This is a genomic window from Roseibium sp. SCP14 (assembly GCF_040329475.1).
Classification (GTDB): Bacteria; Pseudomonadota; Alphaproteobacteria; order Rhizobiales; family Stappiaceae; genus Roseibium.
Map to the genome: position 1 here is coordinate 949,690 of NZ_JBDZYH010000002.1, position 24,573 is coordinate 974,262.

Below are 24,573 nucleotides of genomic sequence, written 5' to 3' on the forward strand. Positions count from 1 at the left end.
AAAGAAAAGGTGCCCGGCTTGGCCGGACACCATATCTCACACAAGAAATCCGAGATTTTTATGACTGCGGCTGCGGCTCCATGCCGTCGCTTGCTTCGTCTCCACCACGCTTCGCACCGGCTGTCGGCACCGCGGAGGAGCGGCCAACCGGTTGATCGTCATCAGTGTCACGAACCGGGGGCTTGCCCTTCAGGAGGTCTTTGATCTCGTCGCCAGAAAGCGTTTCGTATTCCAGGAGACCCTTGGCGATCGTATGCAGTTCATCTTCATGATCGCTGAGAATCTTGTTGGCCGTCTCATACCCCTGATTGACGAAGGATTTGATTTCCGCATCGACAATCTTCTGGGTCTCATCCGATACGTTCTGGTTCTTTGCCACGGAATGGCCAAGGAAGACCTCTTCCTGGTTTTCTCCATAGAGCAAGGGACCAAGCTTGTCCGACATGCCGAACTGTGTCGCCATGGCACGCGCCAGTTTGGTCGCCATCTGGATGTCACCGGAAGCACCGGAAGTTACCTTCTCGTAGCCGAAGATCATTTCTTCTGCGACTCGGCCACCCATGGCAACGGCGAGATCGGCCTTACACTTCGCACGGGTCAGGGAAACCTGGTCCTTTTCCGGCAGACGCATCACCATACCGAGCGCACGTCCGCGCGGAATGATGGTCGCCTTGTGGATCGGGTCGGAGGCTTCCTGATGAAGTGCGACCAGAGCGTGACCTGCCTCGTGGTACGCGGTGAGCTTCTTCTCTTCCTCGGTCATGACCAGCGTCCGGCGTTCGGCACCCATCATGACCTTGTCTTTCGCGTCTTCAAACTCGGCCATCGTGACCAGACGCTTGGACCGGCGGGCAGCCAGAAGAGCCGCCTCGTTGACGAGGTTCATCAGATCGGCACCCGAGAAGCCCGGGGTCCCACGCGCCAGTGTCTTGACATCGACATCCGGAGCCAGCGGCACCTTGCGCATATGTACCTTGAGGATCTTCTCGCGGCCGGTGATGTCCGGGTTCGGAACAACGATCTGACGGTCGAAACGGCCTGGACGCAGCAGGGCCGGATCAAGCACGTCCGGACGGTTGGTCGCGGCGATGATGATGATACCTTCATTCGGCTCGAAACCATCCATCTCGACCAGAAGCTGGTTCAGGGTCTGCTCGCGTTCGTCGTTACCGCCGCCAAGACCGGCACCACGATGGCGACCGACAGCGTCGATTTCGTCGATGAAGATGATGCACGGTGCGTTCTTCTTGGCCTGCTCGAACATGTCACGGACACGAGAAGCACCCACACCGACGAACATTTCCACAAAGTCAGAACCGGAAATGGTGAAGAACGGCACGTTTGCTTCGCCGGCAACGGCACGCGCCGTCAGCGTCTTACCGGTTCCCGGAGGACCAACGAGCAGCACACCGCGCGGAATGCGGCCACCGAGACGCTGGAACTTCTGCGGATCACGCAGAAACTCGACAATCTCCTGAAGATCTTCCTTGGCTTCATCAATACCGGCGACGTCTTCAAAGGTGACACGGCCATGCGCTTCCGTCAGAAGCTTTGCTTTCGACTTGCCGAAGCCCATCGCCTTGCCGCCGGATCCCTGCATCTGGCGCATCACGAAGATCCAGATACCCAGGATGATCAGCATCGGCAGCCAGGAGAACAGCGCTCCAAGCAAAGGAGAGCTTTCAGCTGGAGGATTGGCCTTGATCAGTACGCCCTTGCCACGGAGTTCATCGACATATTGCGCTCCATCCGGCGCATAGGTCTGGAAGGCTCCACCGCTGTTATAAATACCAGTGATCTTCTGTTCCTGGATGGTGACCGACCTGACTTCGCCATTGTCGACCTGCTTCATGAAGTCCGAATAGGCAATGTCGTTGGTTGCACCATGCTGAGCAGGACTCTGAAACAGCTGGAACAATGCGATCAACAGCAGCGCGATGATCACCCAAAGAGCAAAGTTGCGAAAATGTGCGTTCATTTTGTTCCCTTAACCGCCCAACGCGACTTACTGCACGCGGTTACATTTCTTTAGAGCGAAGATAGGTCGCCCAAAGCCCGCTGCCAAGGCGGTGCGCCATAGTTGCGCATATGCACTGACTTTTTTCTTAAGGCCGGACCACTATCAGAAGATTGGTGCGAGGAAAACTCTAGATTTTCCGCTCCGCGTCCCCTTCGTCTAAATAGTTACTCATTAATTTAGCCCGGAAAGGCATCCGCGCCAAATTCAGGACTTCACCCTTGTCAATTTCACCAATTGGCATGTTCACCGAACAGGAATGAGGGTAAATTTCCCCTCCTTCACTCCATACAACCGGCGAACAATCGAACGCTTCTCTCGGCCAATCTTGCGGCCATTCTATGTCCTTCATCTGAATTGGTGAGTGACACAATGGGCCGAGACGGATTGCGGGCTCAAGCTCCGGCGTGCCCGCTCCGGTCTTGACCGAATACCTGAAGCGGTGATCCCAGATGCCTTCGCCGATCGGCGCATAGAGAGTTTCAGGTGGCGTTCTGCCCGCTTCCCGCCAGCACCATATGGTTTCCTCGTCTGCCTTTACCAAAGCGCCGGCGAGCGTCTGGCGGTGTTCCTTCACAAGCATCAGCGCCTGGTCCAGAACCTGCAGTTTCTGCAGTCTAACACGTGGCTTCACCCCAGTCGCACGCCCCAAAGCCAACGTGAGAAAACGCAATCGCAATTCTTCCGGCAGATCCCGGTATGCCTGCCGGCTCAGTTTCAAGGGGCCTGCCGGATGCTCGGCAAGATGTTTTTCCGCAAACTCCCGGGTGGTTTGATCCAACGCCTCCCGGGTTCTTCGAAGGTGCGCCGACGTCTGGGAAATCCGCTCCGCGGACAACCCTTCTTCTGCCAGCAATGCCAGAATTTTGCGCAATCGGCTCCGCTTGTACTTCAAATCCTGGTTCGATGGATCCGAACACCAGGCCAGACCACGCTCCCGCAGACTAGCTTCCAGTTTCTTCCTTGGCACCTGAAGCAGAGGGCGCAACAGCCGAAGTCCCTCGGGGCCATCAGGCTCATCTCCCGCCATTGCGCTTAATCCGTGAAGGCCGCTTCCGCGAGAGAGCCTGTCCAAGAAGGTCTCGGCCTGATCATCCAGATGGTGCCCCAGCACCAGGGCGTCGCTACCCGATCGCCGCATATGTTGCGAAATCAATCGATACCGCGCCAGGCGTGCGGCTTCCTGAATATTGCGGGACGGCTTTTCCCCTTCCCAGCAAAGCACTGTCGCTGGAAGGGCGGCATCTACCGCGGTTCTGACAACAAATAGCGCTTCCGCTTCGCTTTCCGGTCTGAGGCCATGGTCGACCACAACGACCTCCGCCTCACCGGTCCAACCAGTCCGGTGCCGCCATTCGTTGAAAAGTGTCATCAGGCAAAGGGAGTCGCCGCCACCGGATACGGCAAGCGTCAGCTTTGAAAAAGGTTTTAGGACTGAAAAGAGTTTGTCGACGTCATCAGCCGGGAGCCCGGCGGGCTCGACCGGCTTGTCAGGTACATTGCGCACGGCGGCGTTCATCCCGTGCCTGAGACAACACGGCCGGAGCAGCGTTCGGAAACTTGCTCAAAAGCTCTGAGAATGTCGCGCAGGCAGCATCCTTCTCTCCAAGTCCGCGCAACGAAACACCAAGCTTCAACAGGCTGTCCGGTCCTTTGGAATTACCCGGATGATCCGTGTAAGTCTTCAGGAACGCATCTGCAGCTTCCCGGAAGTTTTGTTGCGCCAGCAGGCTTTCTCCCAGCCAGTACTGCGCATTGGCCGAAAGGGCATCGTCCGGATAGCTTTCCAGAAACATCCGAAACCCGCGCTCTGCTCCCGCGTAGTCGCCGTTCACCGCAAGAGAATAGGCCTGGTCATAATCCGTCCGCGGATCTCCGCTGCCGATGACGGAAGCGATCTGGTCATCGTTCGTTGAAAGGCCCGGACCGGGACCGGCATCCTGACCGGTACCAGGTACGTTTTCCAGACCATTGGCCAGCGCGGACAGATCGATCGGTCCGTCGCCACCCTGATAGCCGCCGGTCTGATCCCAGTCGCCATCACCGGACCCTTCGGCCGGCAGAGTTGCGAACCCGCCACCCGGAGCCACCAGGGTTCCGGTCTGGGGCGTTCCGTCAGGAGAAAGTCCCGGTGCCGTGCTGCCGGGGGCAGCATTTGGTGCAATCTCCGAACGTTTGCCCGGCGTTCCACCTTCCAACTGCTGGAAGCGGTATTCGTTGTCTTCCTGCATGCGGCGCATTTGATCCTGCAATTCCCGCATCTGGTAGGACAATTGCTCGATCTGGCCGGTCAGCACCCGGATCCGCTCTTCCAGCTGGCCGATCCGCACGCTTGAATCGTCTTTCTTACGTCCGAAAAGCTGTGCCTCGGACGGTGTGGCAACCGCGATGAAAACCATCGCAACGAAGAGACTTGCCAGTCCCTTGAAATTTCGCATTCGCTCCTCCGGTTCAGGGGCAGTTGTGCTTTGAACATAGATGCATATTCGCGCCGATGCTCCTCTGGCCCTCATGCATGAAGTCTTAGCATGCCCGGCTCTGCACTCAAGTGCACAGAGCGCTTCGACTTCGGCCAAAGTTTGACGATTTCGGCCTCTTGTCGGGAGAATTCGCCCATTTTGTCAATGAACAAAAGAAAAGGCCGGACAACAAGCCCGGCCTTTGCAGTCGAATTGTGATCCGATCAATTGGTCGCGTTGTTCAGCACCGTAACTGCACGGCGGTTTTGAGACCAGCAGCTGTTGTCGTTGCAAACCGCGACCGGACGTTCCTTGCCGTAGGAAATCGTCTTGATCCGCGAAGTGCTCACGCCTTGTGCGACCAGATAATCTCGTGCAGCCTGAGCCCGCCGGGCACCAAGTGCGATGTTGTACTGGCGCGTACCGCGCTCGTCCGCATGACCTTCAACAGTGATCGTGTATTGCGAGAACTTGTTGAGCCATTTCGCCTGGTTGCCCAAGGTTGACTGTCCTTGCGCTGTCAGCGTGGACTGATCTTCTTCAAAGAACACCCGATCGCCAACGTTGACCACGAAATCCTGCCCGGTTCCGGGTTTCACATTGCTGGAAAGCCCATCCGTCTTGGTCTGAGCACATGCTGCGGCAAACAGAACCGCGAAACAGACCGCAATCCAGCGTGCGCTTCTTGCAGCAATTTCTTGTTTGAACATTCCTGTCTCCTAATCCCCAGCCCGCCAATCTGACATCCGGTCAACTCGATCTTCGATTTGTCCGGTTTAGGTAAATGCTTTGTAGCCAAACCTGGTTAAGAGCATCTTTGCAAACCTGGTTAGCAAATGCTTAACACCAACGGGCAGCGAGCCGATTGAAAGTTAATTTATGAGCGGTGACCAGGACGGATCCGACGCGAAGGCCGGGGTGTCCACCCGCTGTTCGTTGTAACCGGTCAGGTCCACCGTCCAGACCTGCGGGCCGCCGTTTGCCCCCGGCGTATCGCGGAAAAACACCAGAACCCGGCCATTTGGCGACCAGGCAGGCCCTTCGTTGTGGTAGCCCTCGGTCAGAATACGTTCCCCTTTGCCGTCCGGACGCATGACACCGATCATGAAACGGCCCTGATGCTGTTTCGTGAAGGCGATCAAATCGCCGCGAGGTGACCAGACCGGTGTCGAATAACGGCCCGGGCCGAAGGAAATGCGCTGCGCATTACCGCCATCGGCATTCATCACGTAAAGCTGCTGAGAGCCGCCGCGATCCGATTCAAAGACGATCTGGCGTCCGTCGGGCGAGAAGGACGGGCTGGTATCGATGGCCGCCGTGTTGGTCAGACGCGTCGTCCGGCGGGACCGCAAGTCCATCTTGAAGATGTTTGCATTGCCGCCTTGCTGAAGGCTCATGACAACGCTTTGACCATCAGGTGAGAAACGCGGTGCAAACGTCATGCCCGGAAAATTGCCGACAATCTCGCGTTGTCCGGTCTCGATGTTCAGCAGGTAGACACTCGGATCCGCTCCACCATAGGACATGTAGGTGATTTCCTGACGGCTCGGCGAGAAGCGCGGCGTCAGCACCAGATCATCGCCTCGGGTGAGATACCGCACGTTGGCCCCATCCTGATCCATGATTGCCAGTCGCTTCACACGCTTGTCCTTGGGACCGGTTTCATCGACAAAGACGATCCGCGTGTCGAAATACCCTTTTTCACCGGTAAGACGCTCATAAATCGCATCGGCGATGATATGAGCCAGGCGTCGCCAGTTTTCCGGCGTGGTGTAGAATTGCTGGCCGAGCATCTGTTCGGCGGCAAAGACGTCCCACAGACGGAATTCTGCACGCAGCCGTCCATCCGGCTGCTTGATGACAGTGCCGGTAACCAGAGCCTGCGCGGTGATCTGACGCCAGTCGCCAAAGCGCGGCGTGGAATTCACGCTCATGTTTTTCTGGATGAAACTTGCCGGATCAAGCGGATTGAACAGGCCGGACCTTTTCAGATCGGCAGAAATCACCGCGGTCATGTCGGCAGCAAGTTTGCTGTCACCGCCTTCGGAAGAAAAAGCGGGCAGAGCAATCGGCAGTGGTTCGATGTTGCCCTGAGTGATATCGATTTCGACAAGCGCGGATGCAGGCTTCGACGCAGCCACCACTGCGATAGCCAAAACAACAGCAAGCCCCCAGGCTTTTCGGCCCCTAAGAACTGTAAGTGCCTTCAGTATTCCACGCATGAGCAAAATGCTCCCTCATCGACAGTATGTTTCCGGTCTGACCGGACTATCCCCCGAGCATTTGTCTCGGGTCGAAATTAATGATCACTTCCTGCCAGGCCTCGTATTTGGCAACAGGCAGATTATACGGCTGACAGCGCATGATCGCACGGACCGCACTGCTTGATGCCGCCCGGAAAGCCGGGTTTCCGTTGGAGTTCAGAACTTCAGGACTTCCGGCTACCTGACCATCCTGGGCAAGGCTGAACCGCACCCGAACCTTGAGTTCTTCCGCACCGACCGCACCGACTGGTGGGCTCCAGCACTGCTCGACCTGACCACGAAGGGCATCAAGCTCGGATTGGCTCATGCGCACATTCTGTGCACCCTGCCGTGACCCGAGCGATGCAGGTTCCTGTGAGGCATTGCCAGTCTGTTTCGCAGGTTCGACCTTGTTCAGCAGCGCGGCAATTTCGGTAGAGTCGAAATTGTCCTGCGGTGGCTCCGGCGCACGGCGCGGCGGTGTCGGTTTTGTCCGCGGCGCGACACTGGTCACAATCGGCTGCGGGGCCGGGGCAGCCTGTTGCTGCGGTTCCGGCTCGGGAGCGGGTTCAGGATCCGGTGCCGGTTCGGGTTCCGGCGCAGGCGCTGGCTCGGGCTGCGGTGCAGGTGCTGGTTCAGGTTCAGCGACTTCCTGCGGCTCCGGTTCAGGCTCTGGAGCTGGTGCCGGAGTTGGCGATGGCGTTGGCGGTGTCGGCTGCTGAACCTGGCTTTCACCCGGTTTGTCCGCAGGTTGCGGAGGCTCTTCGGTCGGTGTATCGGCCGGCTGCAATGCTGCGATCTCGCGAATTTCGGCTGTTTTCTCACCAATTCTCAGCTGCGTGAATTCCTCCACCGGCACAAGATCGACAGGCAAGGATTCGACCTGCGGAACGGAAAAACTCTCCGCGCCCGGCAAGGCGATCATGCCCCAGACCAGAATTGCCGTATGACCAGCTAATGACGCGATGAGACCTGCGCGCATGTCGCGTTACGAATCCCGTTCTTCCAGTGTGACAAGTCCGAGGCGTTTGAACCCGGCGGCGTTAATCCGGCCCATCAGCTGCATCATGGTACCGTAGTCGGCATCCTGATCGCCGCGCACATAGATGCGTTCGTCATACCCGTTGGCGGCAATGGCCTCGAGTTTCGGAACAACCTCGTCAATGGCAATGGGCGTATCCTGAATGAAAATTTCTCCGGCGGAGCTGACCGAGATCGTGATCGGCTCCGTGTCTCCCTCAAGCGCCTTGGCGCGTGTTTCGGGAAGGTCGATCGGCACTCCCACGGTGAGAAGCGGAGCCGCGACCATGAATATGATCAGCAGAACCAGCATGACATCGACGAAAGGCGTCACGTTGATTTCGCTCATTGGGGCGTGCCGCCGCCGGCGCCGTCCGCGCCGTCCACCACCAGCATCACCGGAACCGACCTGCATGGCCATGGCTCAGCCCCTCTCGTCGATCTGACGCGACAGAATGGCGGAAAACTCGTCCGCAAACCCTTCCATGCGCGAGACCGCCTTGCCGACATCGGAATTGAACTTGTTGTAGGCAATAACGGCCGGAATGGCGGCAAGCAGGCCCAGTGCCGTCGCAAACAGCGCCTCGGCAATCCCGGGCGCTACAACGGCCAGGTTCGTGCTTTCGGAAGCGGCAATCGCCTGAAAGGCGGTCATGATGCCCCAGACAGTACCGAAGAGACCGATGAACGGCGCCGAGGACCCGACTGTTGCCAGGATCAGCAACCGGCTTTCCAGCCGCTCGGCTTCCCGCTGGATGGTGACATCCATCACCCGGTCGATGCGCTGCTGCAGGCTGCCAATGGCAGGTTTGGCCCCTTCGTGGCTGCGTTTCCATTCACGCATTGCCGCGACGAACAGGGCGGCCATGGAATGATTCACCCGGTTGTGAAGCGTTCCATAAAGCTCTTCGAGGGATTGCCCCGACCAGAAAACGGTTTCAAACCGGCTCATCTGCCGTCTGGTGCGGCCGATCAGCAGGAATTTGTCGACGATGATGGCCCAGCACCACACGGATGCTCCGAGCAGGCCGATCATCACGATCTTGACGATGATGTGCGCTTGCCAGAACAACGCGAAAAACGAGATATCACCTTCCGGCGCCGCCAATGTCGATTGGACTAGTGTTTCCATATATTCAAAGACCCCTAGGCCGTCTGACGTTCATTTGCTCTGAAGTTCCGGCAGCCTCTGATGAACCGGAATCAACACGTCAGCTCTAATAGCCAGCCGCCTCTCTGACGGTTGAATTTGTCAAAACTGGGACTTTGCTGAACAAAGCAAGTCCCTCTCTAAAGGAATCAATTAAGGTTACTGCAAGCTTAACGCAGCAGTTTGTTTTTCAGTATTTTGATGAGAACTATGCGCCTACTGGGCCGGGTTTCTCCCAACCCCTTCAATCGCCAGACGATTCACCCGGAGCGTGATGCTGGAGTTTTTCCGCCAGGATCTGCGGCAAACGGGTCGGCCGGCCTTCGGAGGTTATGATCGCAACGGTGACCGCGGCCGAAACCAGCAGCTCTTCACCCCGATAAATCAGCTGATCGAGCTTGATCCGGGCGCCCTTGTATTCCGAGAGACTGGTGTGGACCTCCAGAATATCGTCGATCCGCGCCGGTTTTTGAAAATCAAGGGTCATGCTGCGAACCGCAAATGCAAGCGAGCCGCCATGCGCACCTTCTGCCATTTCGGCATGATGTATGCCGATCAACCGAAGAAAATCGGATCGTGCACGTTCGAAAAACCGCACATAGGCACCGTGATAAACAATGCCGGTAAAATCCGTGTCTTCGTAATAGACCCTAACGGGCAGCGCGTGTCCGCCCTCTTCCAGGCGTCCCGCCAAATCCGGCCAATCCGTCACGGCGCAATCCTCTCTCGCTCTAATGAAAAGGGCCTTCCGGTCTTCAAACCGGAAGGCCCTGCCCGCTTACCTAGGATCTCGATCAGGCAGCTGCAACCTCTGAGAGGAACTTCTCGACGGAACCACGTAGCTGTTCCGCCTGTTGCTTCATCTCCAGTGTCGCCGTCAGCATGTCGCCGACAGCCGCGGTATTTTCCTCAACACCCTCATTCAGTGAGGCAACGGTGGAAGCAACGCTTCGCGTTCCGTCTGCTGCCTCCGCGACATTGCGCGAAATCTCGCCTGTCGCCGATCCCTGCTGCTGAACAGCATCGGAAATGGTGATCGTGTAGGAGTTGACCTCCTCAACCGATTCCGAGACCCGGGCAATCTCTTCGACCGCATCCGTTGTCGAAGCCTGGATGGCGGCAATCTGCGCGGAGATTTCTTCCGTCGCCTTGGCAGTCTGCCCTGCCAGCGACTTCACCTCGGACGCGACAACTGCGAAGCCCTTGCCCGCATCGCCTGCACGCGCAGCCTCGATGGTAGCGTTCAAGGCAAGCAGATTGGTCTGCTCGGCAATTTCGGAAATCAAGGAGACAACATCGCCAATCTTGTTGGCGGCTTCCGCCAGCCCGGAAATCTTCGAGTTGGAGCTTTGTGCCGCAGCGGTTGTCTGTTCCACGATGGTGGCAGTCGTCTCGACCTGGCGGGAGATTTCCGAGATCGAGGCATTCAGCTCCTCCGTCGCAGAGGCCACGGCCTGCACATTCGAAGATGCGTTTTGCGACGTGCTGACCGCCGTCTGCCCTTGCTCGGAGGCCGATGCAGACCGGTCGTTCAGCGCAGAGGAGACGTCCTCAACCCTCGCGATGTTCGTCTCGACAAGTTCCAGCGCAGCTTGGGATTCCGCCCGGAACGAGGCAATCAGCGAATCTATCAGCTTTTCACGCTTCTCACGGGCGATGTGTCCCACCTTGCGTTCTGCGGCAAGGCGTTCACGTTCGACGGAATTATCCTTGAATACCTCAATGCAGCGCGCAAGCCGTCCGATCTCGTCCTGCCGTTCCGTCGCTTCCACGGCAACTTCCAATTCGCCGTCGGCAATCTTACCCGCGGCGACAGCCAGGTACTCCATCGGCGCAAACATGCGCCGGGTGACCCACCAGATCAGGCCGACAATCGGAACAAGACACAGGAAGCCGGAAATAACAGCACCATAGGTGATACGATCTGCGGCAGCGGAAAGCTCGGTCTGCCTGACAGCTTCCACGACGCCATACGGCGTGTTCTCGAACGTGTCCGTCGCTTCGGCAAAACGGAAATCGTTGCCATCAAGCTTAATCAACCGGTCACCGGTCGAAACATCGGCAAGCGAAAGCACCGTACTTGCCTGGCCGGCATCGTTCAACTGAACCAGCTGCCCTGAAGCATCGACCAGGAAACTCAGCTCGCTCTCGCCCAGACCCGAAGGTTCGTTCAGGAGTGCCGCAAGCTGCTGCATGTCGGCGGAAAACGCCACGGCGCCGAAAAAGCGATCCAGGTAGAAGACCGGAGCTGCCAGAACCAGAGAAACCGTTCCATCCTCTGCAGCAACAAACCCGGAAGAATAAATCTGACCGGCTGCGAGAGTTTCACTCTTGGCAGCTGCAAACAGATTGCCCATCGCCATCTGAACCGGGTTGCCGTTGATTTCCGCATCATCGACATGGAAGGCAAACTCGGGGCCCTTGCGATAGGTGTAAGTGATGAAACCGTCCGGGTTTGCCAACGCCGCGTCAGAGAACAACCCCTGCTCGATAACGTCCTGGTAGATCGGGTGAACAACCTTGTGATTGTTGACGTAGTAGTTGGATTCGGCCGGTTCGTTCAGCAGATGACGTTCCTGCGGCGGGTGCGGGTTTTCCGTCACGAAAATCCTGCGAAGAGTTTCTTTCTGCCCTTCCTTCAGGTTTTTCCAACCGACAAGCGTCTTCATCAGACTGTCTTTCGCCTCTTCTAGAGACACGAAAAACTTCGCGCTGTAGATCACCTGGCCCAAAGCCAGTTCAAGCACCTTTTGCTTGGCCTTGGTCGCGCTCTGGAGGCTGTTGTCGGCTTGCCCGTTTGCAACGTCTCTTGAGAGAGTCGATGTAACCGTAACAATAGCCACGCACATGGTGAGTGCGCCAGCCAAGAACATAAGAGCTAGTTTTGATGAAAGCCGCTTACGCATAGTGTCCCCCGCATAGTTAAAGAGACAATACGAGCGGATTCGCCAATAAAAGCTTAACCACTACATCAGCTTCATCGATAAAAATTACGATGCCGCGTCAATAGATTATCCGGCTTTTCTATTCAGGGTCCGCGAAGAGCCCCATTTGAGGTCCATCAGGTCGAGCCGGAGCCGCGAGACCGAGGTGAGTGAAGGCCATGGGCGTCAAGATACGGCCGCGCGGTGTTCTTTGCAGGAAACCGTTCTGAATGAGGTAGGGCTCGACAATTTCTTCGATTGCGTCCCGGGGCTCGGAAAGTGCGGCGGCGATCGTCTCGATTCCTACCGGTCCACCACCGAAGTTCACCGCGATCTGGTTGAGATAACGCCGGTCGAGGCTGTCGAGCCCCGCTCCATCGACTTCGAGCTGGAGCAGCGCCTTGTCCGCCAGCATCCGGTCGACTCGTTCCGCACCTTCGAATACCGCAAAGTCGCGAACCCGCCTCAGCAACCGGCCGGCGATCCGGGGCGTCCCCCGCGAGCGCTTTGCGATCTCGTGCGCTCCGTCTTCCGCCATTCCGATACCAAGAATAGAAGCGCCGCGTTTGACGATGTGTTCCAGCTCTTGAACCGTATAGAATTGCAACCGCACCGGAATGCCGAAACGATCCCTGAGCGGGGTCGTCAGAAGGCCAAGCCGGGTGGTTGCCGCGACAAGCGTGAACTTCGCCAGATCGATCTTGACCGACCGGGCTGCAGGTCCCTCACCGATGATCAGGTCGAGCTGATAGTCTTCCATCGCCGGATAGAGCACTTCTTCCACCGCCGGATTGAGACGGTGAATTTCATCGATGAACAGGACGTCGCGTTCTTCCAGATTGGTCAACAACGCGGCAAGGTCACCCGCCTTCGCGATCACCGGTCCTGAAGTAGCCCGGAAATTGACCCCCAGTTCACGCGCCATGATCTGCGCAAGCGTTGTCTTGCCCAACCCCGGAGGCCCGACAAAGAGAACATGGTCCAGAGCTTCGCCGCGTGCTTTGGCCGCACCGATGAAGACCTTCAGATTGGCGCGGGCCTGTGCCTGACCAACGAAATCGTCCAGCGCTTGCGGACGCATGGTGCTGTCGATCTCATCGCCCCGGATTTCCGGCGTAACAATGCGTGTGTCATCCGACATGGCTTACGACTACCAACAAAAGCACCAGAAGAGCTATCGAATAGGCGACTCTGAGTGCATAGAATTTTCTGAACTGGCTGCGGACAAACGGATCATCCGTGTCGATCCGGCGCCCCTTGATTGCAAAAGGACGATCCCCGACCGACTGCGAGAACTTGTGGTCGAGATACATGATCCCGCCAATGCCCAATACCACAAAGACAATCGCAATGACCGCGTAAGTAAAGGCAATCATCCTGCCAGTTCCTTCAGGCCCAACCGGATCAGAACTTCAGTCGAAGCATCTTCTCCTGCGGACTGCATGGCCTTTGCCACCGCGGCACTGGCCTGTGCCTGGGCATAACCCAGATTTGTCAGGGCGGAAACCGCTTCGGCAACCGGTCGCGCAGCAATATTGTCTGCCACATCCTGAGAGACCGAGATCGTGGCCTGATCGACACTGGCGTGGCTCGGGGCCTTGTCCTTCAGTTCCGAAAGAATGCGTTCCGCAACGCGTTTCCCGACACCAGGGGCACGGGAAATCGTCGCCTTGTCGCCAAGTGCGATCGCGTTGGCAACTTCACTCGCCTTCAGAATGCCGAGAATTCCCAGCGCCACCTTGGCTCCGACTCCTTGAACGGTCATCAGAATCCGGAACCATTCCCTTTCCGCTTCCAGGCCGAAGCCGTAGAGACGGATCATGTCTTCCCGAACGATGGTTTCTATGAACAGAACCGCTGCTTCCCCTGCCCTTGGCAGGCCCTGCAAAATGCGCGATGGGCAATAAACCTGATAACCGACACCGTGCACGTCCAGGATCAGATGGTCTTCGCCGTAGCTGTCGACGGTGCCCTTGAGTTTTCCGATCATACTGCCCCCACTGCGGCAAGACGTGCTGCGGTACTGGCCCTGTGCTGGGCATGACAAATGGCAATCGCCAGAGCATCTGCCGCATCGTCTGAATTGAAGGTTGCCCTTGGCATCAGCACCTTCACCATTGCCCGGATCTGTTCCTTTTCCGCATGACCTGTCCCGACGACGGTTTTCTTCACCAGATTCGGCGCATATTCAGCGACAGGAAGTCCCGAAAGCGAGGGCACGAGCAAAGCGATGCCACGCGCCTGACCAAGTTTGAGGGTCGCGCCCGCATCCTTGTTGACGAAAGTATGTTCGACCGCAGCTTCGGCCGGGTCGTGCCAGCGTACCACCTCATGCAGCCCGTCGTGAAGTTGAACCAGCCGTTCAGCCAGGCTCTTTTTGTTGTCGGAGGTGACCGTTCCCGAAGCTATGAAGGACAGCCTGTTTCCGGCCGCCTCAATCATGCCCCAGCCGGTGCGCCGCAGCCCCGGGTCGATGCCCAGCAATCGAATCGCATGTGTCATGGAACAAATCGGTAACAAAACTTCCCCGTTGACGCCAGCCAAAGCGCAGCTTACCAACGGAAAGCCTGTCTAAAACCTCATGAGAGCCGGCCGCAGCAGAGGCTGTTTTTCGCCGTACCCCTGTGCGCAGTCCTCCCCTTTCCAGCGGAAGCTCGATTGAAGTCCTGCGCCTTTCGTTTTCGCACCCGCAAATCTGCGAGTTTTCATGTTCGAGATTTTCAATTCCTTTCCGCCTCAACTTCTCATGTTCCTCGCCGCAGTTCTGTTCATCGCCGGTTGCGTGCGCGGATTTGCCGGTTTTGGCGCGGGAATGATCTTCATGCCCGTGGCAACCAGCGTCCTCGTGCCATCCACGGCCGCAGCCGCGTTTCTGTTCATCGACGGCATTGTCGCACTGCCCCTGGTCATTCGTGCGCTTAGAATGTGCGACTGGGCCACGGTTCTCCCTGCTGTGATCGGCGCGGTGGTTTTCGTGCATTTTGGCGCCTGGCTTTTGGCGAACGCCGACGTTCTGATCCTTCGTTGGTCCATTTTTGCGATTGTTGCCGGTCTGCTGTTGCTGCTGATTTCAGGCTGGCGTTACCACAGAAAACCGGGCACTGCGATTTCACTTGGTGTCGGTGGTGTTGCCGGAGTGCTCGGCGGAATTTCGCAAGTCTCCGGACCGCCTGTCGTCGCATTTTGGCTGTCGAGCGCGAAAGAACCGGCCATTGTCCGGGCCAATCTGATCATTTTTTTCGCCCTGGCGAGTTTCGGCACCTTTGCCGCCTATATCCTGAACGGCTTTTTCACCCTGGAGGTTTTCCATCTCCTGCTCATGGCGATCCCGGTCTATGCCATCGCCATATTCGCCGGTTCCAGAGGATTCAAGAATGCCAATCCGGACCTCTATAGGAAAATTGCCTATGTCCTGATTGCCCTGGCGGCCCTCACCAGCATGCCTGCTCTTGATTCTCTCTTCCGGGGATAGGGATCAACCTGAGACTTTTTCCTGCCATTTGGCGCATTTTTCACCCATCAGCCTGTCAAGCTCGGCCTGGAATTCTTCCTTGCTGGACGATGCATGCGCCAGAACACTCAGCGCGACAATCGCTGCGTCAACAGCCTCTTCACGGACATCGGCAAGCGAGTGATTCTTGTATTCGCTGCCCGGGGCCTTGGTGACGGATAGAACCGCCTGTGCGAGCTCTCCAGCTTCTTCAGACAGCTTGAGAGCCCGTTCCGAAAGGGATTTCGGGTCGGCTTGTGTCAGTTCGAAAATGCCGAACATGAAATGTCTCCTGAATAGCCAAACATCATTGATAAGCTCTGCCTGTGAGAAGAGCCGCCAGCAGGTAGTCCGGGACGCAGTTCATTTCCCGTGATGACGGAACCCAACCCCATCTGAAAAAACAAAACCCCGGCTTGGCCGGGGTTTGACAATCAGTTTTTCGAAGGTCTATCAGGACGCCAGCGCCGCCATGGTCTCTTCATCAACGTCGAAATTCGAGTAGACGTTCTGGACGTCGTCATCGTCTTCCAGCATGTCGATGAGCTTCATCAGCGTCTGAGCCTTGTCGGCATCAACCGGCGTCAGATTCTGCGGCTTCCAGATGATCTTGGTGGAATCCGCTTCGCCCAGCGCACCTTCAAGAGCCTTGGCAACGTCGTTCAGGTCTTCAAATGCCGTGTAGATCGTATGACCCGCTTCATCGGACTGAACGTCTTCCGCTCCGGCTTCGATCGCAGCTTCAAGAACGGCGTCGGCCTCACCGGCTTCCGGCTTGTAGACGATCTCGCCGACCCGGTCGAACATGAAGGAAACCGAACCAGTCTCCCCAAGCGAACCACCGCACTTGGTGAAGTACGAGCGTATGTTGGAAGCAGATCGGTTACGGTTGTCGGTCAAGGCCTCGACAACAACGGCAACACCTGCCGGGCCATATCCCTCGTAGCGGATCTCTTCATAATTGTCGCCCTCGCCGGACTGCGACTTGTTGATCGCACGCTGGATATTGTCCTTCGGCATGGACTGTGCCTTGGCGTTCTGAACGGCCAGACGCAGGCGGGGGTTCGAATCCGGATCCGGATCGCCCATCTTCGCGGCAACAGTGATTTCCTTGGACAGCTTGGAGAACATCTTTGAGCGGGCCGCATCCTGACGTCCCTTGCGGTGCATGATGTTCTTGAATTTTGAATGGCCTGCCATGGCTCTTCTCGGTTCTCTGCAGATGATTTTGATGAAAAACTGCGCCGCTTATAGGCAAGTTGGCGCGGAAAATCCAGTTCGGAGAAAATCCCGCGCGGTTCCTCGGGTCACTCAGGACCAAAAAGGCGGCAGCACCGGTTCAAGACGACCGCCGATACGCAACGGGGCAACTCTCTCCGCCAACCCCGTGCGGTCATCGGTTTCGACGGCAACGCCGCAGATTGTTGGCTCTCCGGTTGCCGGGGTGAACCGCGATCCCGGAATCTTGCGCTGAAACCGGTTGACCGGCTCTTCCTTGTCCATTCCCAACACACTGTCATAGGAACCGCACATGCCGGCATCCGAAAGGTAAGCGGTACCATGCTCCAGAATCTGGTGGTCGGCGGTCGGTACATGGGTGTGCGTCCCGACGACCAGACTCACCCGGCCGTCGAGAAAATGCCCCATCGCCTGTTTCTCGCTGGTGGCTTCGGCATGGATGTCCACGATGATGGCGTCAGCGACCTGACCGAGCGGGCATTCGTTCACAACCCTGTCCATGACGGCGAAGGGATCATCCAGGGCATCCATATAGACACGGCCCATGACATTGGCGACCATCACCTGGGCGCCATTGCGGGCCGTATAAAGATGAGCACCCCTGCCGGGCGTGCCTGCGGGGTAATTCACCGGGCGCAGCAACCGGTCCTGCCGTTCGATATAGACAAGCGTATCGCGTTGGTCCCAGACATGGTTGCCGGTGGTGACCACATCTGCGCCCGCATCGAGAACATCCTGGAGAATGGCTTCTGTAATGCCAAAGCCGGATGCGGAATTTTCGCCGTTGACGACTACGAAATCGAGCTGGTTGGTCTCAACGATTTCCGGCAGTTGCTGAATAACCGCCGTCCGGCCCACCCGGCCGACAAGATCCCCCAGAAACAATATACGCATAAACCCTCGCTAGACCGTCAACCGGCGACCCGGTTAGCCAAATGCCCGGTATCCGACTTCGGTCAGAATCCCGTTCAAAGGCTTGTCATGCGCCTCTGTGGGCACGCGGTCAACCTCCTGAACGCCAAACGCGACACCGATACACAGCAGCGGACCCTGTTTTTCAAGAGCTGTAATCGCCGTATCATAATAACCTTTGCCGTATCCGAGCCGGTTTCCCGACTTGTCGAACCCGGCCAGCGGCATCAGAAGAACATCCGGTCGAAGGACTTCCACATGCGGAGCCGGTTCCATTGTCCCGAAGCCGGCAGAGACCAGTTCTGTCCCGCGTTCCAGTTTCCTGAACTGCAGATGCGGCTCCGCGATGGCGGGAAGACACAGCGGGTGCCCCTTTTGCCGAAGATGGTCCATCAGCGGCCGTGGATCGATTTCATCGCGGATCGGCCAGAACCCGGCGACAATCGCACCATCCGGAATCGGCAGAGTGTGAGCATGATCGACGAGCGCCAGGCTCTTTTCGATACGCTCGATCTCATCCATCGCCTTGCGGCGGCCAAGCGCCTGTTTGCGATAAACGTCTTTTTCAGCAGCAAGTGGGGAAAGAGCAGTCATGGGGCCTCTTCTTTGAATATATCCGGCCCGATCTGCCGGGACCTGCGCCCCTTACATTCAGAGCACCAAATCAACAAGGCAAATCTGTGCAGCCGTCCGACCGTTGGAATTGCGATCCCGGGAAACCTACAAAGTAGGTGGGCGCCGTATGCAACGGACCACGGCCCAAAGCAGGGACAGCTCCCTAGGGAATGCGTAAGGCCCCGGGGATAAATTTCCTGACGTGTCGGGCAGCCGCAAGTACCGCATATAGACTCGCGCTCTCGCAATTACCAGAGCGTCAAAAATTTCATCACAAACGAAATCTGAAAAATTGTTCCAGGCAGCACGCCGGAATCAGGATGGCTCGGATGTTCGCAAGCTCTTGCTCAGACCATCGGCGAGACTTTCGATCCGTGCGGCCGCAGTATGAATCGCCCTGGAAAGCTCTTCCTCGTTCTGGCTCATATTGTCGAGGGCAGCGACTTGTTGCTGCTTCGCTTCCACCAGTTCCTGCTCCAGCCGGGCTATCTTTTTTTCAAGTTCCGAAAGCTGATCGGTTGCCATGATCCCGGCCATGACGGTCAGTCTCTGATCGCCGATTTCGCCGAAAGCACCTCTGAGCTCGGAGATCCAGCCATCGAAACGGGCAGCGAGCCCCATCAACCGGTCCTCTTCCCCGTCGTCACAGGCCATGCGGAACGACTTGCCATTAATCGTGACTGTAATCTGCGCCATCAGTACTTAACCTCCGTGCGCATCCAGCACGCTTCGAATTGTTTCCATGGCTGAAACCAGACGCCGGGACACATCTTTGTTGGCCTCTTCCAGACGTGACGCGCGTGCTATGCTTTCGTCAAGCGATGCCGCAAGCTGGGAGCGGTCCTCGCCGAGCCTTTGCAAATCTTCCTGCAGGGAATTCAAGGATCTGTCAGCGTCCATGCGCCGCTGAACTGCGGTTTCAAGATTGCCCACAGCAGCATCTAGGCGTTTTACCGCATCGGCAAGGCTGGTCTTTTCCATGCAGTCGATTTCCGCCATTAATCACGTTATCCCAATAGCTTGCGGCGCCCGCCTATCATTCCGTTCCGTCAGAGCTGGAGATTTAGCGCTTTCACCCCTGCAGCCACCAAGCATTTGAAATGCATTCAGATCATGACACTCAAACGTGTGATTTGCGGCGAAAAAGCAAATCTTTTTTAGGGTGTCGAGCTTAGGCACCGCATCTTCCCTCAGTCAATGCCACCCTTGGCAGAATCCTCAACTCTATAACCCGCCGGGCCGGATTTTTATTCCTGAAATACCCTTGCGCAGCTTTATTGACTCGGTGCTCGTTCCTGATATTTGTCTGGCGCCTGATCGAGATTGACGAAAGTCAGTTTTTGAGCGACGTACCTCAGAAAATACCTTTACCAGATGAACCGCTCTGGTCTAAAGGGGCTCCAAAGCAAGCAACGGGAAAACGATGACCGATCTTGAAAAACACCAGCGCATGGCAAATGCAATCCGCTTTCTTGCCATCGATGCCGTGGAAAAGGCAAAATCCGGTCACCCCGGACTGCCCATGGGCGCAGCCGACATTGCCACTGTCCTTTTTACCGAATTCCTGAAATTTGACCCGACCGCTCCGAACTGGTCCGATCGTGACCGCTTCGTGCTGTCCGCCGGCCATGGCTCAATGCTGCTCTACAGCCTGCTCTACCTGCTGGGCTATGAAGATTTCTCGCTGGAAGAACTGAAAAACTTCCGCCAGCTCGGCTCGCGCACGGCAGGCCATCCGGAATACGGCCACGGCGCAGGGATCGAAACCACCACCGGTCCGCTTGGACAGGGCCTCGGCAACGCAGTCGGCATGGCCATTGCAGAGCGCCTTCAGGCAGACCGTTTCGGCAAGGATCTTGTCGATCATTTCACATACGTTCTTGCAGGTGACGGCTGCCTCATGGAAGGCATCAGCCAGGAAGCCCTGACCCTGGCCGGTCACCTGAAGCTCAACAAGCTGATCGTCATCTGGGATGACAACGGCATCTCCATCGACGGCAAGGTCGAGATCACCGACAGCACGAACCAGCAGGCCCGCTTTGCTGCCTCCGGCTGGAACACCATTGATGTCGACGGTCATGATCCGGAAGCCATTGCGGCTGCGATCCGTCAGGCACAGGCCAGCGACAAACCGACCCTGATCGCCGCCAAGACCACCATCGGATTCGGCGCACCGACCAAGGCAGGCACCGCGAAAGTTCACGGCGCTCCGCTTGGTGCGGAAGAAATCACCGGCACCCGCGAGACGTTGAACTGGCCGCATGAGCCGTTTGAAGTTCCGAGCGACATTCTGGATGCCTGGCGCATCGCCGGTCTGCGGTCCGCGCAAGCACACAAGGACTGGCAGAAGCGCTTTGGCGAAACCGACGCCGAGACTCGCGCCGAATTCGAACGCCGCAACCGGGGCGATCTGCCGGCCGGATTCACTCAAGCTGTTCTTGACTACAAGAAACAGCTCGCAGAAGACCAGCCAACCATGGCGACCCGCAAGGCTTCCGAGGCCTGCCTGGGCGTCATCAACGAAATTATCCCGGAAACAATTGGCGGCTCTGCCGACCTGACCGGCTCCAACAACACCAAGACCGCGCAGACGCTGCCGGTCACCCCGGACGATTTCTCCGGCCGCTATATTCATTACGGCATTCGCGAGCACGGCATGGCAGCGGCCATGAACGGCATGGCGTTGCATGGCGGTCTCATCCCCTATTCCGGCGGCTTCCTGATCTTCTCCGATTACTGCCGCCCGTCGATCCGTCTGGCAGCTCTCATGGGCCAGCGTGTCATCCACGTGATGACGCACGATTCCATCGGCCTTGGCGAAGACGGACCGACCCACCAGCCGGTTGAACACTTTGCCGCGCTGCGTGCAATTCCCCAGCTGACCTTCTTCCGTCCGGCTGACATCACCGAGACGCTGGAATGCTGGCAGCTCTCGCTGGAAAACAAGGATGGTCCGTCCATCCTCGCCCTTACCCGTCAGAACTTGCCGGCTCAACGCAAGTCCTATGAGGAAGAAAACCGCTGCGCGAAGGGCGCATACGTGCTGATCGAAAGTGAAGACGATGCTGCCGTAACGATTTTCGCTTCAGGTTCCGAAGTTGAAATCGCGGTTGACGCTCACAAGGAGCTGACCGACGCAGGCATTGCCGCACGCGTCGTCTCAGTTCCGTCCTTCGAGCTGTTTGAACAACAGTCGGACGACTACCAGGCTGCCGTGATCGGCAACGCCAAGGTAAAAATTGCTGTCGAAGCCGGCATCCGCATGGGTTGGGACCGCTTCATCGGCAATGACGGCCTGTTCGTGGGCATGACCGGATTTGGCGCAAGCGCTCCTTACAAGGAGTTGTACGAGCATTTCGGCATCACCAAGGACGCAGTTGTCACAGCGGTAAAAGAAAAGCTTGGCGCTTAACTGAGATCAATTCCCGGCACCGAGACTTCCCCCTATGGTGCCGGGCCTTCGAGCACGAATGTGCTCTTCCTGTGACCACTCTATGTGGTTTTTAAACCGATTTAAGCCCGGCGAGACACGCCGGAGATTGCAGGAGTTGATTATGGTAACCAAGGTAGCAATCAACGGCTTCGGCCGCATCGGCCGCAATGTATTGCGTGCCATCGTCGAATCCGGCCGCACCGATATTGAAGTCGTTGCAATCAACGATCTCGGCCCGGTTGAAACCAACGCACACCTGCTGCGCTACGATTCCGTTCATGGCCGGTTCCCGGCAGAAGTCACGGTTGAAGGCGAAACCATCTCCGTTGGTGGCGGCAAACCGATCAAGGTAACTGCAATCCGTGACCCGAAGGACTTGCCTTGGGGCGAGCTTGGCGTTGACGTTGCTCTGGAGTGCACCGGCATCTTCACGGCAAAGGAAAAAGCTTCCGCTCATCTGGAAGCCGGCGCAAAGCGCGTTCTGGTTTCCGCACCGGCTTCCGGCGCTGACAAGACCATCGTCTATGGTGTCAACCACGATGCGCTGACTGCGGACGACCTGGTCGTCTCCAACGCATCTTGCACCACCAACTGCCTGTCCCCGGTTGCCTACGTCCTGAACGACACGGTCGGCATCGAAAAAGGTTTCATGACCACGATCCACTCCTACACGGGTGACCAGCCGACCCTGGACACCATGCACAAGGATCTCTACCGCGCGCGCGCTGCAGCCATGTCCATGATCCCGACCTCCACCGGTGCGGCAAAGGCCGTCGGCCTGGTTCTGCCGGATCTGAACGGCAAGCTGGACGGTGTTGCCATCCGTGTCCCGACCCCGAACGTCTCCGTTGTCGACCTCAACTTCATCGCCAAGCGCGAAACCTCCGTCGAGGAAATCAATGCCGCGATCAAGGAAGCGGCCGACGGCAAACTGAAGGGCATCCTGGGCTACACGGAAGAAAAGCTGGTCTCCATGGACTTCAACCATGACAGCCATTCGTCGGTCTTCCACATGGATCAGACCAAGGTCATGGACGGCACCTTCGTCCGCATCCTGACCTGGTACGACAACGAGTGGGGCTTCTCCAACCGCATGGCCGACACGGCCGTGGCCATGGCGAAACTCATCTAAGCAATGAGTTGGGTGTCACAACATCCACATTGACCTTTCAGGCGGATGCGGGCTTTCTGCATCCGCCTTTTCTATGTTCGATCATTCGGGGGTGTACTTGCTCGAACTTCTCACCGTCATTTCTTTGACCATCGTCGTTGCCATCGTGCCCGGACCCGATTTCGCCGTTGTTCTGCGCAACGCCCTGATCGGCGGGCGCCTTGCAGGCATCATGACTGCGCTCGGCATCGGCCTTGCGCTTGGCGTTCACGTGACCTACGCCCTTGCGGGCATTGGCCTGGTCGTGTCCCAGTCGATCCTGCTCTTCAATGCGCTCAAGCTGATCGGCGCGGCCTATCTGGTCTTTCTCGGCATTTCCATGTACCGGACCGCCTCGAAAGACATGCCTGCCGATGATGCGCGCACAGGCATGCCGCCGCTCAAGGCATTGCGCTGGGGCTTTTTCACAAATGTGACAAATCCGAAGGCCACCATGTTCGCCTTGAGTGTGTTCCTACAGGTCACCTCACCCGAGACACCTCTTTGGACGCAGATCGGCTATGGTGTCATCATGGCAAGCGGCGTGTTTCTGTGGTTTGTCCTGGTGACGCTGTTCTTCACGCTTCCGGCCGTCCGGCTTCAATTCATGCGCGCCAAACTCTGGATGGAGCGCTCCTTCGGCGTCCTGCTGACCTTGTTCGGCATCGGCATCGCCGTCACAACCAACTCGACCCGCCCCTGACAACAGGTGTTCAAATGGCTTTCAAAACTCTCGACGACCTGACCGACATTGCCGGCAAGCGCGTTCTGGTTCGCGTTGACCTGAACGTTCCGATGGATGGTGACAAGGTAACCGACACAACCCGTATCGAACGGGTCCTGCCGACCATCCTCGAGCTGTCCGAAAAGGGCGCAAAGGTGGTGCTGCTCGCCCATTTCGGGCGCCCGAAAGGTGAGCGCGTGGCCTCGATGTCACTTGCACCAGTCGCTCCTGCGGTTGCCGCTCTACTTGGCCGCAACGTCTCCTTTGCCGACGATAGCATCGGTGAAGCAGCAGCTGACGCTATCGGGGCGATGGCCGACGGCGATGTTCTTCTTCTGGAGAACACCCGCTACCACAAGGGCGAGGAAAAGAACGATCCGGAATTTGCCAAGGCCCTGGCCGTCAACGGCGACATCTATGTCAACGATGCCTTCTCCGCGGCACACCGGGCCCACGGCTCCACGGAAGGCATTGCCAAGCTGTTGCCAGCCTATGCCGGCCGCACCATGCAGGCAGAGCTGGAAGCCCTCGGCTCCGCGCTCGGTGAGCCGGTGCGTCCGGTTCTGGCCGTTGTCGGCGGCGCGAAGGTATCTTCCAAGATCGATCTTCTGGAGAACCTTGTTTCCAAGGTCGACATGCTGGTGATCGGCGGAGGCATGGCAAATACGTTTCTGGCCGCCAAGGGCACGGACGTCGGCAAGTCGCTCTGCGAGCACGACCTGGCAGATACCGCCAAGCGGATCATGACCGCTGCGGAAAAAGCCAATTGTGAAATCGTCCTTCCCGACGATGCCGTTGTTGCCAGGGAATTCAAGGCAGGTGCGGACAACGAGACTGTCGCACTCGATGCCATCCCGTCCGACGGCATGATCCTGGACGTAGGCGCTGCTTCAATTGAAACCGTCAAGGGCAAGATCGATGCAGCCAGGACACTGGTCTGGAATGGCCCGCTCGGAGCTTTCGAGATCGCCCCGTTCGACAAGGCAACGGTAGCCGCTGCAAAACACGCAGCTGAAAACACAAAGGCAGGCAAACTGAATTCCGTTGCCGGTGGTGGCGACACGGTCGCGGCCTTGAACCACGCGGGCGCGGCCGACAGTTTCTCCTATGTTTCGACCGCTGGCGGTGCTTTTCTGGAATGGCTGGAAGGCAAGGAACTGCCAGGCGTCAAGGCGCTGGAATCCTGATGCTTTCCTG

25 protein-coding genes and 1 other RNA gene are annotated in these 24,573 nt (G+C 57.6%); 5 read left to right on the forward strand and 21 right to left on the reverse strand.

Going from position 1 to position 24,573, the window contains the following annotated elements:
- Positions 1-58: 58 nt before the first annotated feature.
- The 14 genes from ftsH to ruvC all read right to left on the reverse strand — a co-directional run bounded on the left by ftsH (position 59) and on the right by ruvC (position 14,315).
- Positions 59-1,978: an ATP-dependent zinc metalloprotease FtsH gene (ftsH, locus tag ABLQ08_RS11590; RefSeq protein WP_352942046.1), complete on the reverse strand. Its 1,920-nt coding sequence runs from the start codon at positions 1,976-1,978 to the stop codon at positions 59-61.
- 169 nt (positions 1,979-2,147) lie between these two features.
- On the reverse strand, positions 2,148-3,524 hold the full coding sequence (tilS, locus tag ABLQ08_RS11595) for a tRNA lysidine(34) synthetase TilS (RefSeq protein ID WP_352942049.1): 1,377 nt from the start codon (positions 3,522-3,524) through the stop codon (positions 2,148-2,150).
- Positions 3,508-4,455, reverse strand: a complete 948-nt coding sequence (gene ybgF / locus ABLQ08_RS11600; protein ID WP_352942051.1) for a tol-pal system protein YbgF — start codon at positions 4,453-4,455, stop codon at positions 3,508-3,510. Before ybgF ends, tilS begins: the two co-directional genes overlap by 17 nt.
- 245 nt (positions 4,456-4,700) lie before the next feature.
- The gene (pal, locus tag ABLQ08_RS11605; RefSeq protein WP_352942053.1) at positions 4,701-5,186 is read right to left on the reverse strand and encodes a peptidoglycan-associated lipoprotein Pal; all 486 of its coding nucleotides are present in this window, start codon (positions 5,184-5,186) and stop codon (positions 4,701-4,703) included.
- A 162-nt stretch (positions 5,187-5,348) separates the two neighbouring features.
- Positions 5,349-6,698 (reverse strand): Tol-Pal system beta propeller repeat protein TolB, encoded by a 1,350-nt coding sequence (gene tolB / locus ABLQ08_RS11610; RefSeq protein WP_352942055.1) that lies wholly within the window; start codon positions 6,696-6,698, stop codon positions 5,349-5,351.
- Positions 6,699-6,744: 46 nt separating this feature from the next.
- Positions 6,745-7,701 carry a cell envelope integrity protein TolA gene (locus ABLQ08_RS11615; RefSeq protein WP_352942057.1) on the reverse strand — a complete coding sequence of 319 codons (957 nt, stop codon included), beginning with the start codon at positions 7,699-7,701 and terminating at the stop codon, positions 6,745-6,747.
- Positions 7,702-7,707: 6 nt separating this feature from the next.
- Positions 7,708-8,160, reverse strand: coding sequence for a protein TolR (gene tolR / locus ABLQ08_RS11620; RefSeq protein ID WP_417714816.1), 453 nt, complete (start codon positions 8,158-8,160; stop codon positions 7,708-7,710).
- A gap of 3 nt (positions 8,161-8,163) precedes the next feature.
- Positions 8,164-8,871: a protein TolQ gene (gene tolQ, locus ABLQ08_RS11625; RefSeq protein WP_352942060.1), complete on the reverse strand. Its 708-nt coding sequence runs from the start codon at positions 8,869-8,871 to the stop codon at positions 8,164-8,166.
- A 262-nt stretch (positions 8,872-9,133) separates the two neighbouring features.
- Entirely contained in the window at positions 9,134-9,601 is a 468-nt protein-coding gene (gene ybgC / locus ABLQ08_RS11630) for a tol-pal system-associated acyl-CoA thioesterase (protein ID WP_352942062.1), read from the reverse strand.
- 82 nt (positions 9,602-9,683) lie between these two features.
- On the reverse strand, positions 9,684-11,738 hold the full coding sequence (locus tag ABLQ08_RS11635; RefSeq protein ID WP_352942065.1) for a methyl-accepting chemotaxis protein: 2,055 nt from the start codon (positions 11,736-11,738) through the stop codon (positions 9,684-9,686).
- A gap of 175 nt (positions 11,739-11,913) precedes the next feature.
- On the reverse strand, positions 11,914-12,954 hold the full coding sequence (ruvB, locus tag ABLQ08_RS11640; protein WP_352942066.1) for a Holliday junction branch migration DNA helicase RuvB: 1,041 nt from the start codon (positions 12,952-12,954) through the stop codon (positions 11,914-11,916).
- Entirely contained in the window at positions 12,944-13,189 is a 246-nt protein-coding gene (locus ABLQ08_RS11645) for an endonuclease (protein ID WP_352942067.1), read from the reverse strand. Before ABLQ08_RS11645 ends, ruvB begins: the two co-directional genes overlap by 11 nt.
- Positions 13,186-13,803, reverse strand: a complete 618-nt coding sequence (gene ruvA / locus ABLQ08_RS11650) for a Holliday junction branch migration protein RuvA (RefSeq protein WP_352942070.1) — start codon at positions 13,801-13,803, stop codon at positions 13,186-13,188. The genes ABLQ08_RS11645 and ruvA overlap by 4 nt, the downstream gene beginning before the upstream one ends.
- On the reverse strand, positions 13,800-14,315 hold the full coding sequence (gene ruvC, locus ABLQ08_RS11655; RefSeq protein WP_352942072.1) for a crossover junction endodeoxyribonuclease RuvC: 516 nt from the start codon (positions 14,313-14,315) through the stop codon (positions 13,800-13,802). Before ruvC ends, ruvA begins: the two co-directional genes overlap by 4 nt.
- Positions 14,316-14,520: 205 nt before the next feature.
- Here ruvC and ABLQ08_RS11660 point away from each other — a divergent pair, with 205 nt between their 5' ends.
- Entirely contained in the window at positions 14,521-15,285 is a 765-nt protein-coding gene (locus ABLQ08_RS11660) for a sulfite exporter TauE/SafE family protein (RefSeq protein WP_352942074.1), read from the forward strand.
- Positions 15,286-15,288: 3 nt separating this feature from the next.
- Here ABLQ08_RS11660 and ABLQ08_RS11665 read toward each other — a convergent pair whose 3' ends face one another.
- The 7 genes from ABLQ08_RS11665 to ABLQ08_RS11695 all read right to left on the reverse strand — a co-directional run bounded on the left by ABLQ08_RS11665 (position 15,289) and on the right by ABLQ08_RS11695 (position 19,050).
- Positions 15,289-15,585: a MazG-like family protein gene (locus tag ABLQ08_RS11665; RefSeq protein ID WP_352942076.1), complete on the reverse strand. Its 297-nt coding sequence runs from the start codon at positions 15,583-15,585 to the stop codon at positions 15,289-15,291.
- Between the two features lie 171 nt (positions 15,586-15,756).
- Positions 15,757-16,503 carry a YebC/PmpR family DNA-binding transcriptional regulator gene (locus ABLQ08_RS11670; RefSeq protein ID WP_352942077.1) on the reverse strand — a complete coding sequence of 249 codons (747 nt, stop codon included), beginning with the start codon at positions 16,501-16,503 and terminating at the stop codon, positions 15,757-15,759.
- 111 nt (positions 16,504-16,614) lie between these two features.
- Positions 16,615-17,436: a TIGR00282 family metallophosphoesterase gene (locus ABLQ08_RS11675; RefSeq protein WP_352942078.1), complete on the reverse strand. Its 822-nt coding sequence runs from the start codon at positions 17,434-17,436 to the stop codon at positions 16,615-16,617.
- A 33-nt stretch (positions 17,437-17,469) separates the two neighbouring features.
- Positions 17,470-18,048 carry a 5-formyltetrahydrofolate cyclo-ligase gene (locus tag ABLQ08_RS11680; RefSeq protein ID WP_352942080.1) on the reverse strand — a complete coding sequence of 193 codons (579 nt, stop codon included), beginning with the start codon at positions 18,046-18,048 and terminating at the stop codon, positions 17,470-17,472.
- Positions 18,049-18,133: 85 nt separating this feature from the next.
- Positions 18,134-18,288, reverse strand: a non-coding RNA gene (gene ssrS / locus ABLQ08_RS11685) — 6S RNA.
- Between the two features lie 96 nt (positions 18,289-18,384).
- Positions 18,385-18,765, reverse strand: coding sequence for a cell division protein ZapA (gene zapA / locus ABLQ08_RS11690; protein WP_352942083.1), 381 nt, complete (start codon positions 18,763-18,765; stop codon positions 18,385-18,387).
- A 6-nt stretch (positions 18,766-18,771) separates the two neighbouring features.
- Entirely contained in the window at positions 18,772-19,050 is a 279-nt protein-coding gene (locus ABLQ08_RS11695) for a DUF4164 domain-containing protein (RefSeq protein WP_352942085.1), read from the reverse strand.
- Positions 19,051-19,492: 442 nt separating this feature from the next.
- On the opposite strand from ABLQ08_RS11695, the gene tkt reads away from it, so the two are divergent.
- From tkt to ABLQ08_RS11715, 4 genes are all read left to right on the forward strand, one after another.
- Complete coding sequence (gene tkt / locus ABLQ08_RS11700) at positions 19,493-21,481, forward strand: transketolase (RefSeq protein WP_352942087.1); 1,989 nt, start codon at positions 19,493-19,495, stop codon at positions 21,479-21,481.
- A 142-nt stretch (positions 21,482-21,623) separates the two neighbouring features.
- The gene (gap, locus tag ABLQ08_RS11705) at positions 21,624-22,634 is read left to right on the forward strand and encodes a type I glyceraldehyde-3-phosphate dehydrogenase (protein WP_352942090.1); all 1,011 of its coding nucleotides are present in this window, start codon (positions 21,624-21,626) and stop codon (positions 22,632-22,634) included.
- Between the two features lie 91 nt (positions 22,635-22,725).
- A complete protein-coding gene (locus ABLQ08_RS11710; protein ID WP_352942609.1) occupies positions 22,726-23,355 on the forward strand; it encodes a LysE family translocator in 630 nt (209 codons plus the stop codon).
- 14 nt (positions 23,356-23,369) lie between these two features.
- Positions 23,370-24,563: a phosphoglycerate kinase gene (locus ABLQ08_RS11715; protein ID WP_352942092.1), complete on the forward strand. Its 1,194-nt coding sequence runs from the start codon at positions 23,370-23,372 to the stop codon at positions 24,561-24,563.
- The last annotated feature ends 10 nt before the right edge of the window (positions 24,564-24,573 follow it).

Bases quoted from the DNA above. Each gene is read 5' to 3' on its own strand.
- ftsH (WP_352942046.1), bottom strand. From the start codon at position 1,978: ATGAACGCACATTTTCGCAACTTTGCTCTTTGGGTGATCATCGCGCTG.
- ybgF (WP_352942051.1), bottom strand. From the start codon at position 4,455: ATGCGAAATTTCAAGGGACTGGCAAGTCTCTTCGTTGCGATGGTTTTC.
- pal (WP_352942053.1), bottom strand. From the start codon at position 5,186: ATGTTCAAACAAGAAATTGCTGCAAGAAGCGCACGCTGGATTGCGGTC.
- tolB (WP_352942055.1), bottom strand. From the start codon at position 6,698: ATGCGTGGAATACTGAAGGCACTTACAGTTCTTAGGGGCCGAAAAGCC.
- ABLQ08_RS11615 (WP_352942057.1), bottom strand. From the start codon at position 7,701: ATGCGCGCAGGTCTCATCGCGTCATTAGCTGGTCATACGGCAATTCTG.
- tolR (WP_417714816.1), bottom strand. From the start codon at position 8,160: ATGGCCATGCAGGTCGGTTCCGGTGATGCTGGTGGTGGACGGCGCGGA.
- tolQ (WP_352942060.1), bottom strand. From the start codon at position 8,871: ATGGAAACACTAGTCCAATCGACATTGGCGGCGCCGGAAGGTGATATC.
- ABLQ08_RS11635 (WP_352942065.1), bottom strand. From the start codon at position 11,738: ATGTGCGTGGCTATTGTTACGGTTACATCGACTCTCTCAAGAGACGTT.
- ruvB (WP_352942066.1), bottom strand. From the start codon at position 12,954: ATGTCGGATGACACACGCATTGTTACGCCGGAAATCCGGGGCGATGAG.
- ABLQ08_RS11645 (WP_352942067.1), bottom strand. From the start codon at position 13,189: ATGATTGCCTTTACTTACGCGGTCATTGCGATTGTCTTTGTGGTATTG.
- ruvA (WP_352942070.1), bottom strand. From the start codon at position 13,803: ATGATCGGAAAACTCAAGGGCACCGTCGACAGCTACGGCGAAGACCAT.
- ruvC (WP_352942072.1), bottom strand. From the start codon at position 14,315: ATGACACATGCGATTCGATTGCTGGGCATCGACCCGGGGCTGCGGCGC.
- ABLQ08_RS11660 (WP_352942074.1), top strand. From the start codon at position 14,521: ATGTTCGAGATTTTCAATTCCTTTCCGCCTCAACTTCTCATGTTCCTC.
- ABLQ08_RS11665 (WP_352942076.1), bottom strand. From the start codon at position 15,585: ATGTTCGGCATTTTCGAACTGACACAAGCCGACCCGAAATCCCTTTCG.
- ABLQ08_RS11670 (WP_352942077.1), bottom strand. From the start codon at position 16,503: ATGGCAGGCCATTCAAAATTCAAGAACATCATGCACCGCAAGGGACGT.
- ABLQ08_RS11675 (WP_352942078.1), bottom strand. From the start codon at position 17,436: ATGCGTATATTGTTTCTGGGGGATCTTGTCGGCCGGGTGGGCCGGACG.
- ABLQ08_RS11680 (WP_352942080.1), bottom strand. From the start codon at position 18,048: ATGACTGCTCTTTCCCCACTTGCTGCTGAAAAAGACGTTTATCGCAAA.
- zapA (WP_352942083.1), bottom strand. From the start codon at position 18,765: ATGGCGCAGATTACAGTCACGATTAATGGCAAGTCGTTCCGCATGGCC.
- ABLQ08_RS11695 (WP_352942085.1), bottom strand. From the start codon at position 19,050: ATGGAAAAGACCAGCCTTGCCGATGCGGTAAAACGCCTAGATGCTGCT.
- tkt (WP_352942087.1), top strand. From the start codon at position 19,493: ATGACCGATCTTGAAAAACACCAGCGCATGGCAAATGCAATCCGCTTT.
- gap (WP_352942090.1), top strand. From the start codon at position 21,624: ATGGTAACCAAGGTAGCAATCAACGGCTTCGGCCGCATCGGCCGCAAT.
- ABLQ08_RS11715 (WP_352942092.1), top strand. From the start codon at position 23,370: ATGGCTTTCAAAACTCTCGACGACCTGACCGACATTGCCGGCAAGCGC.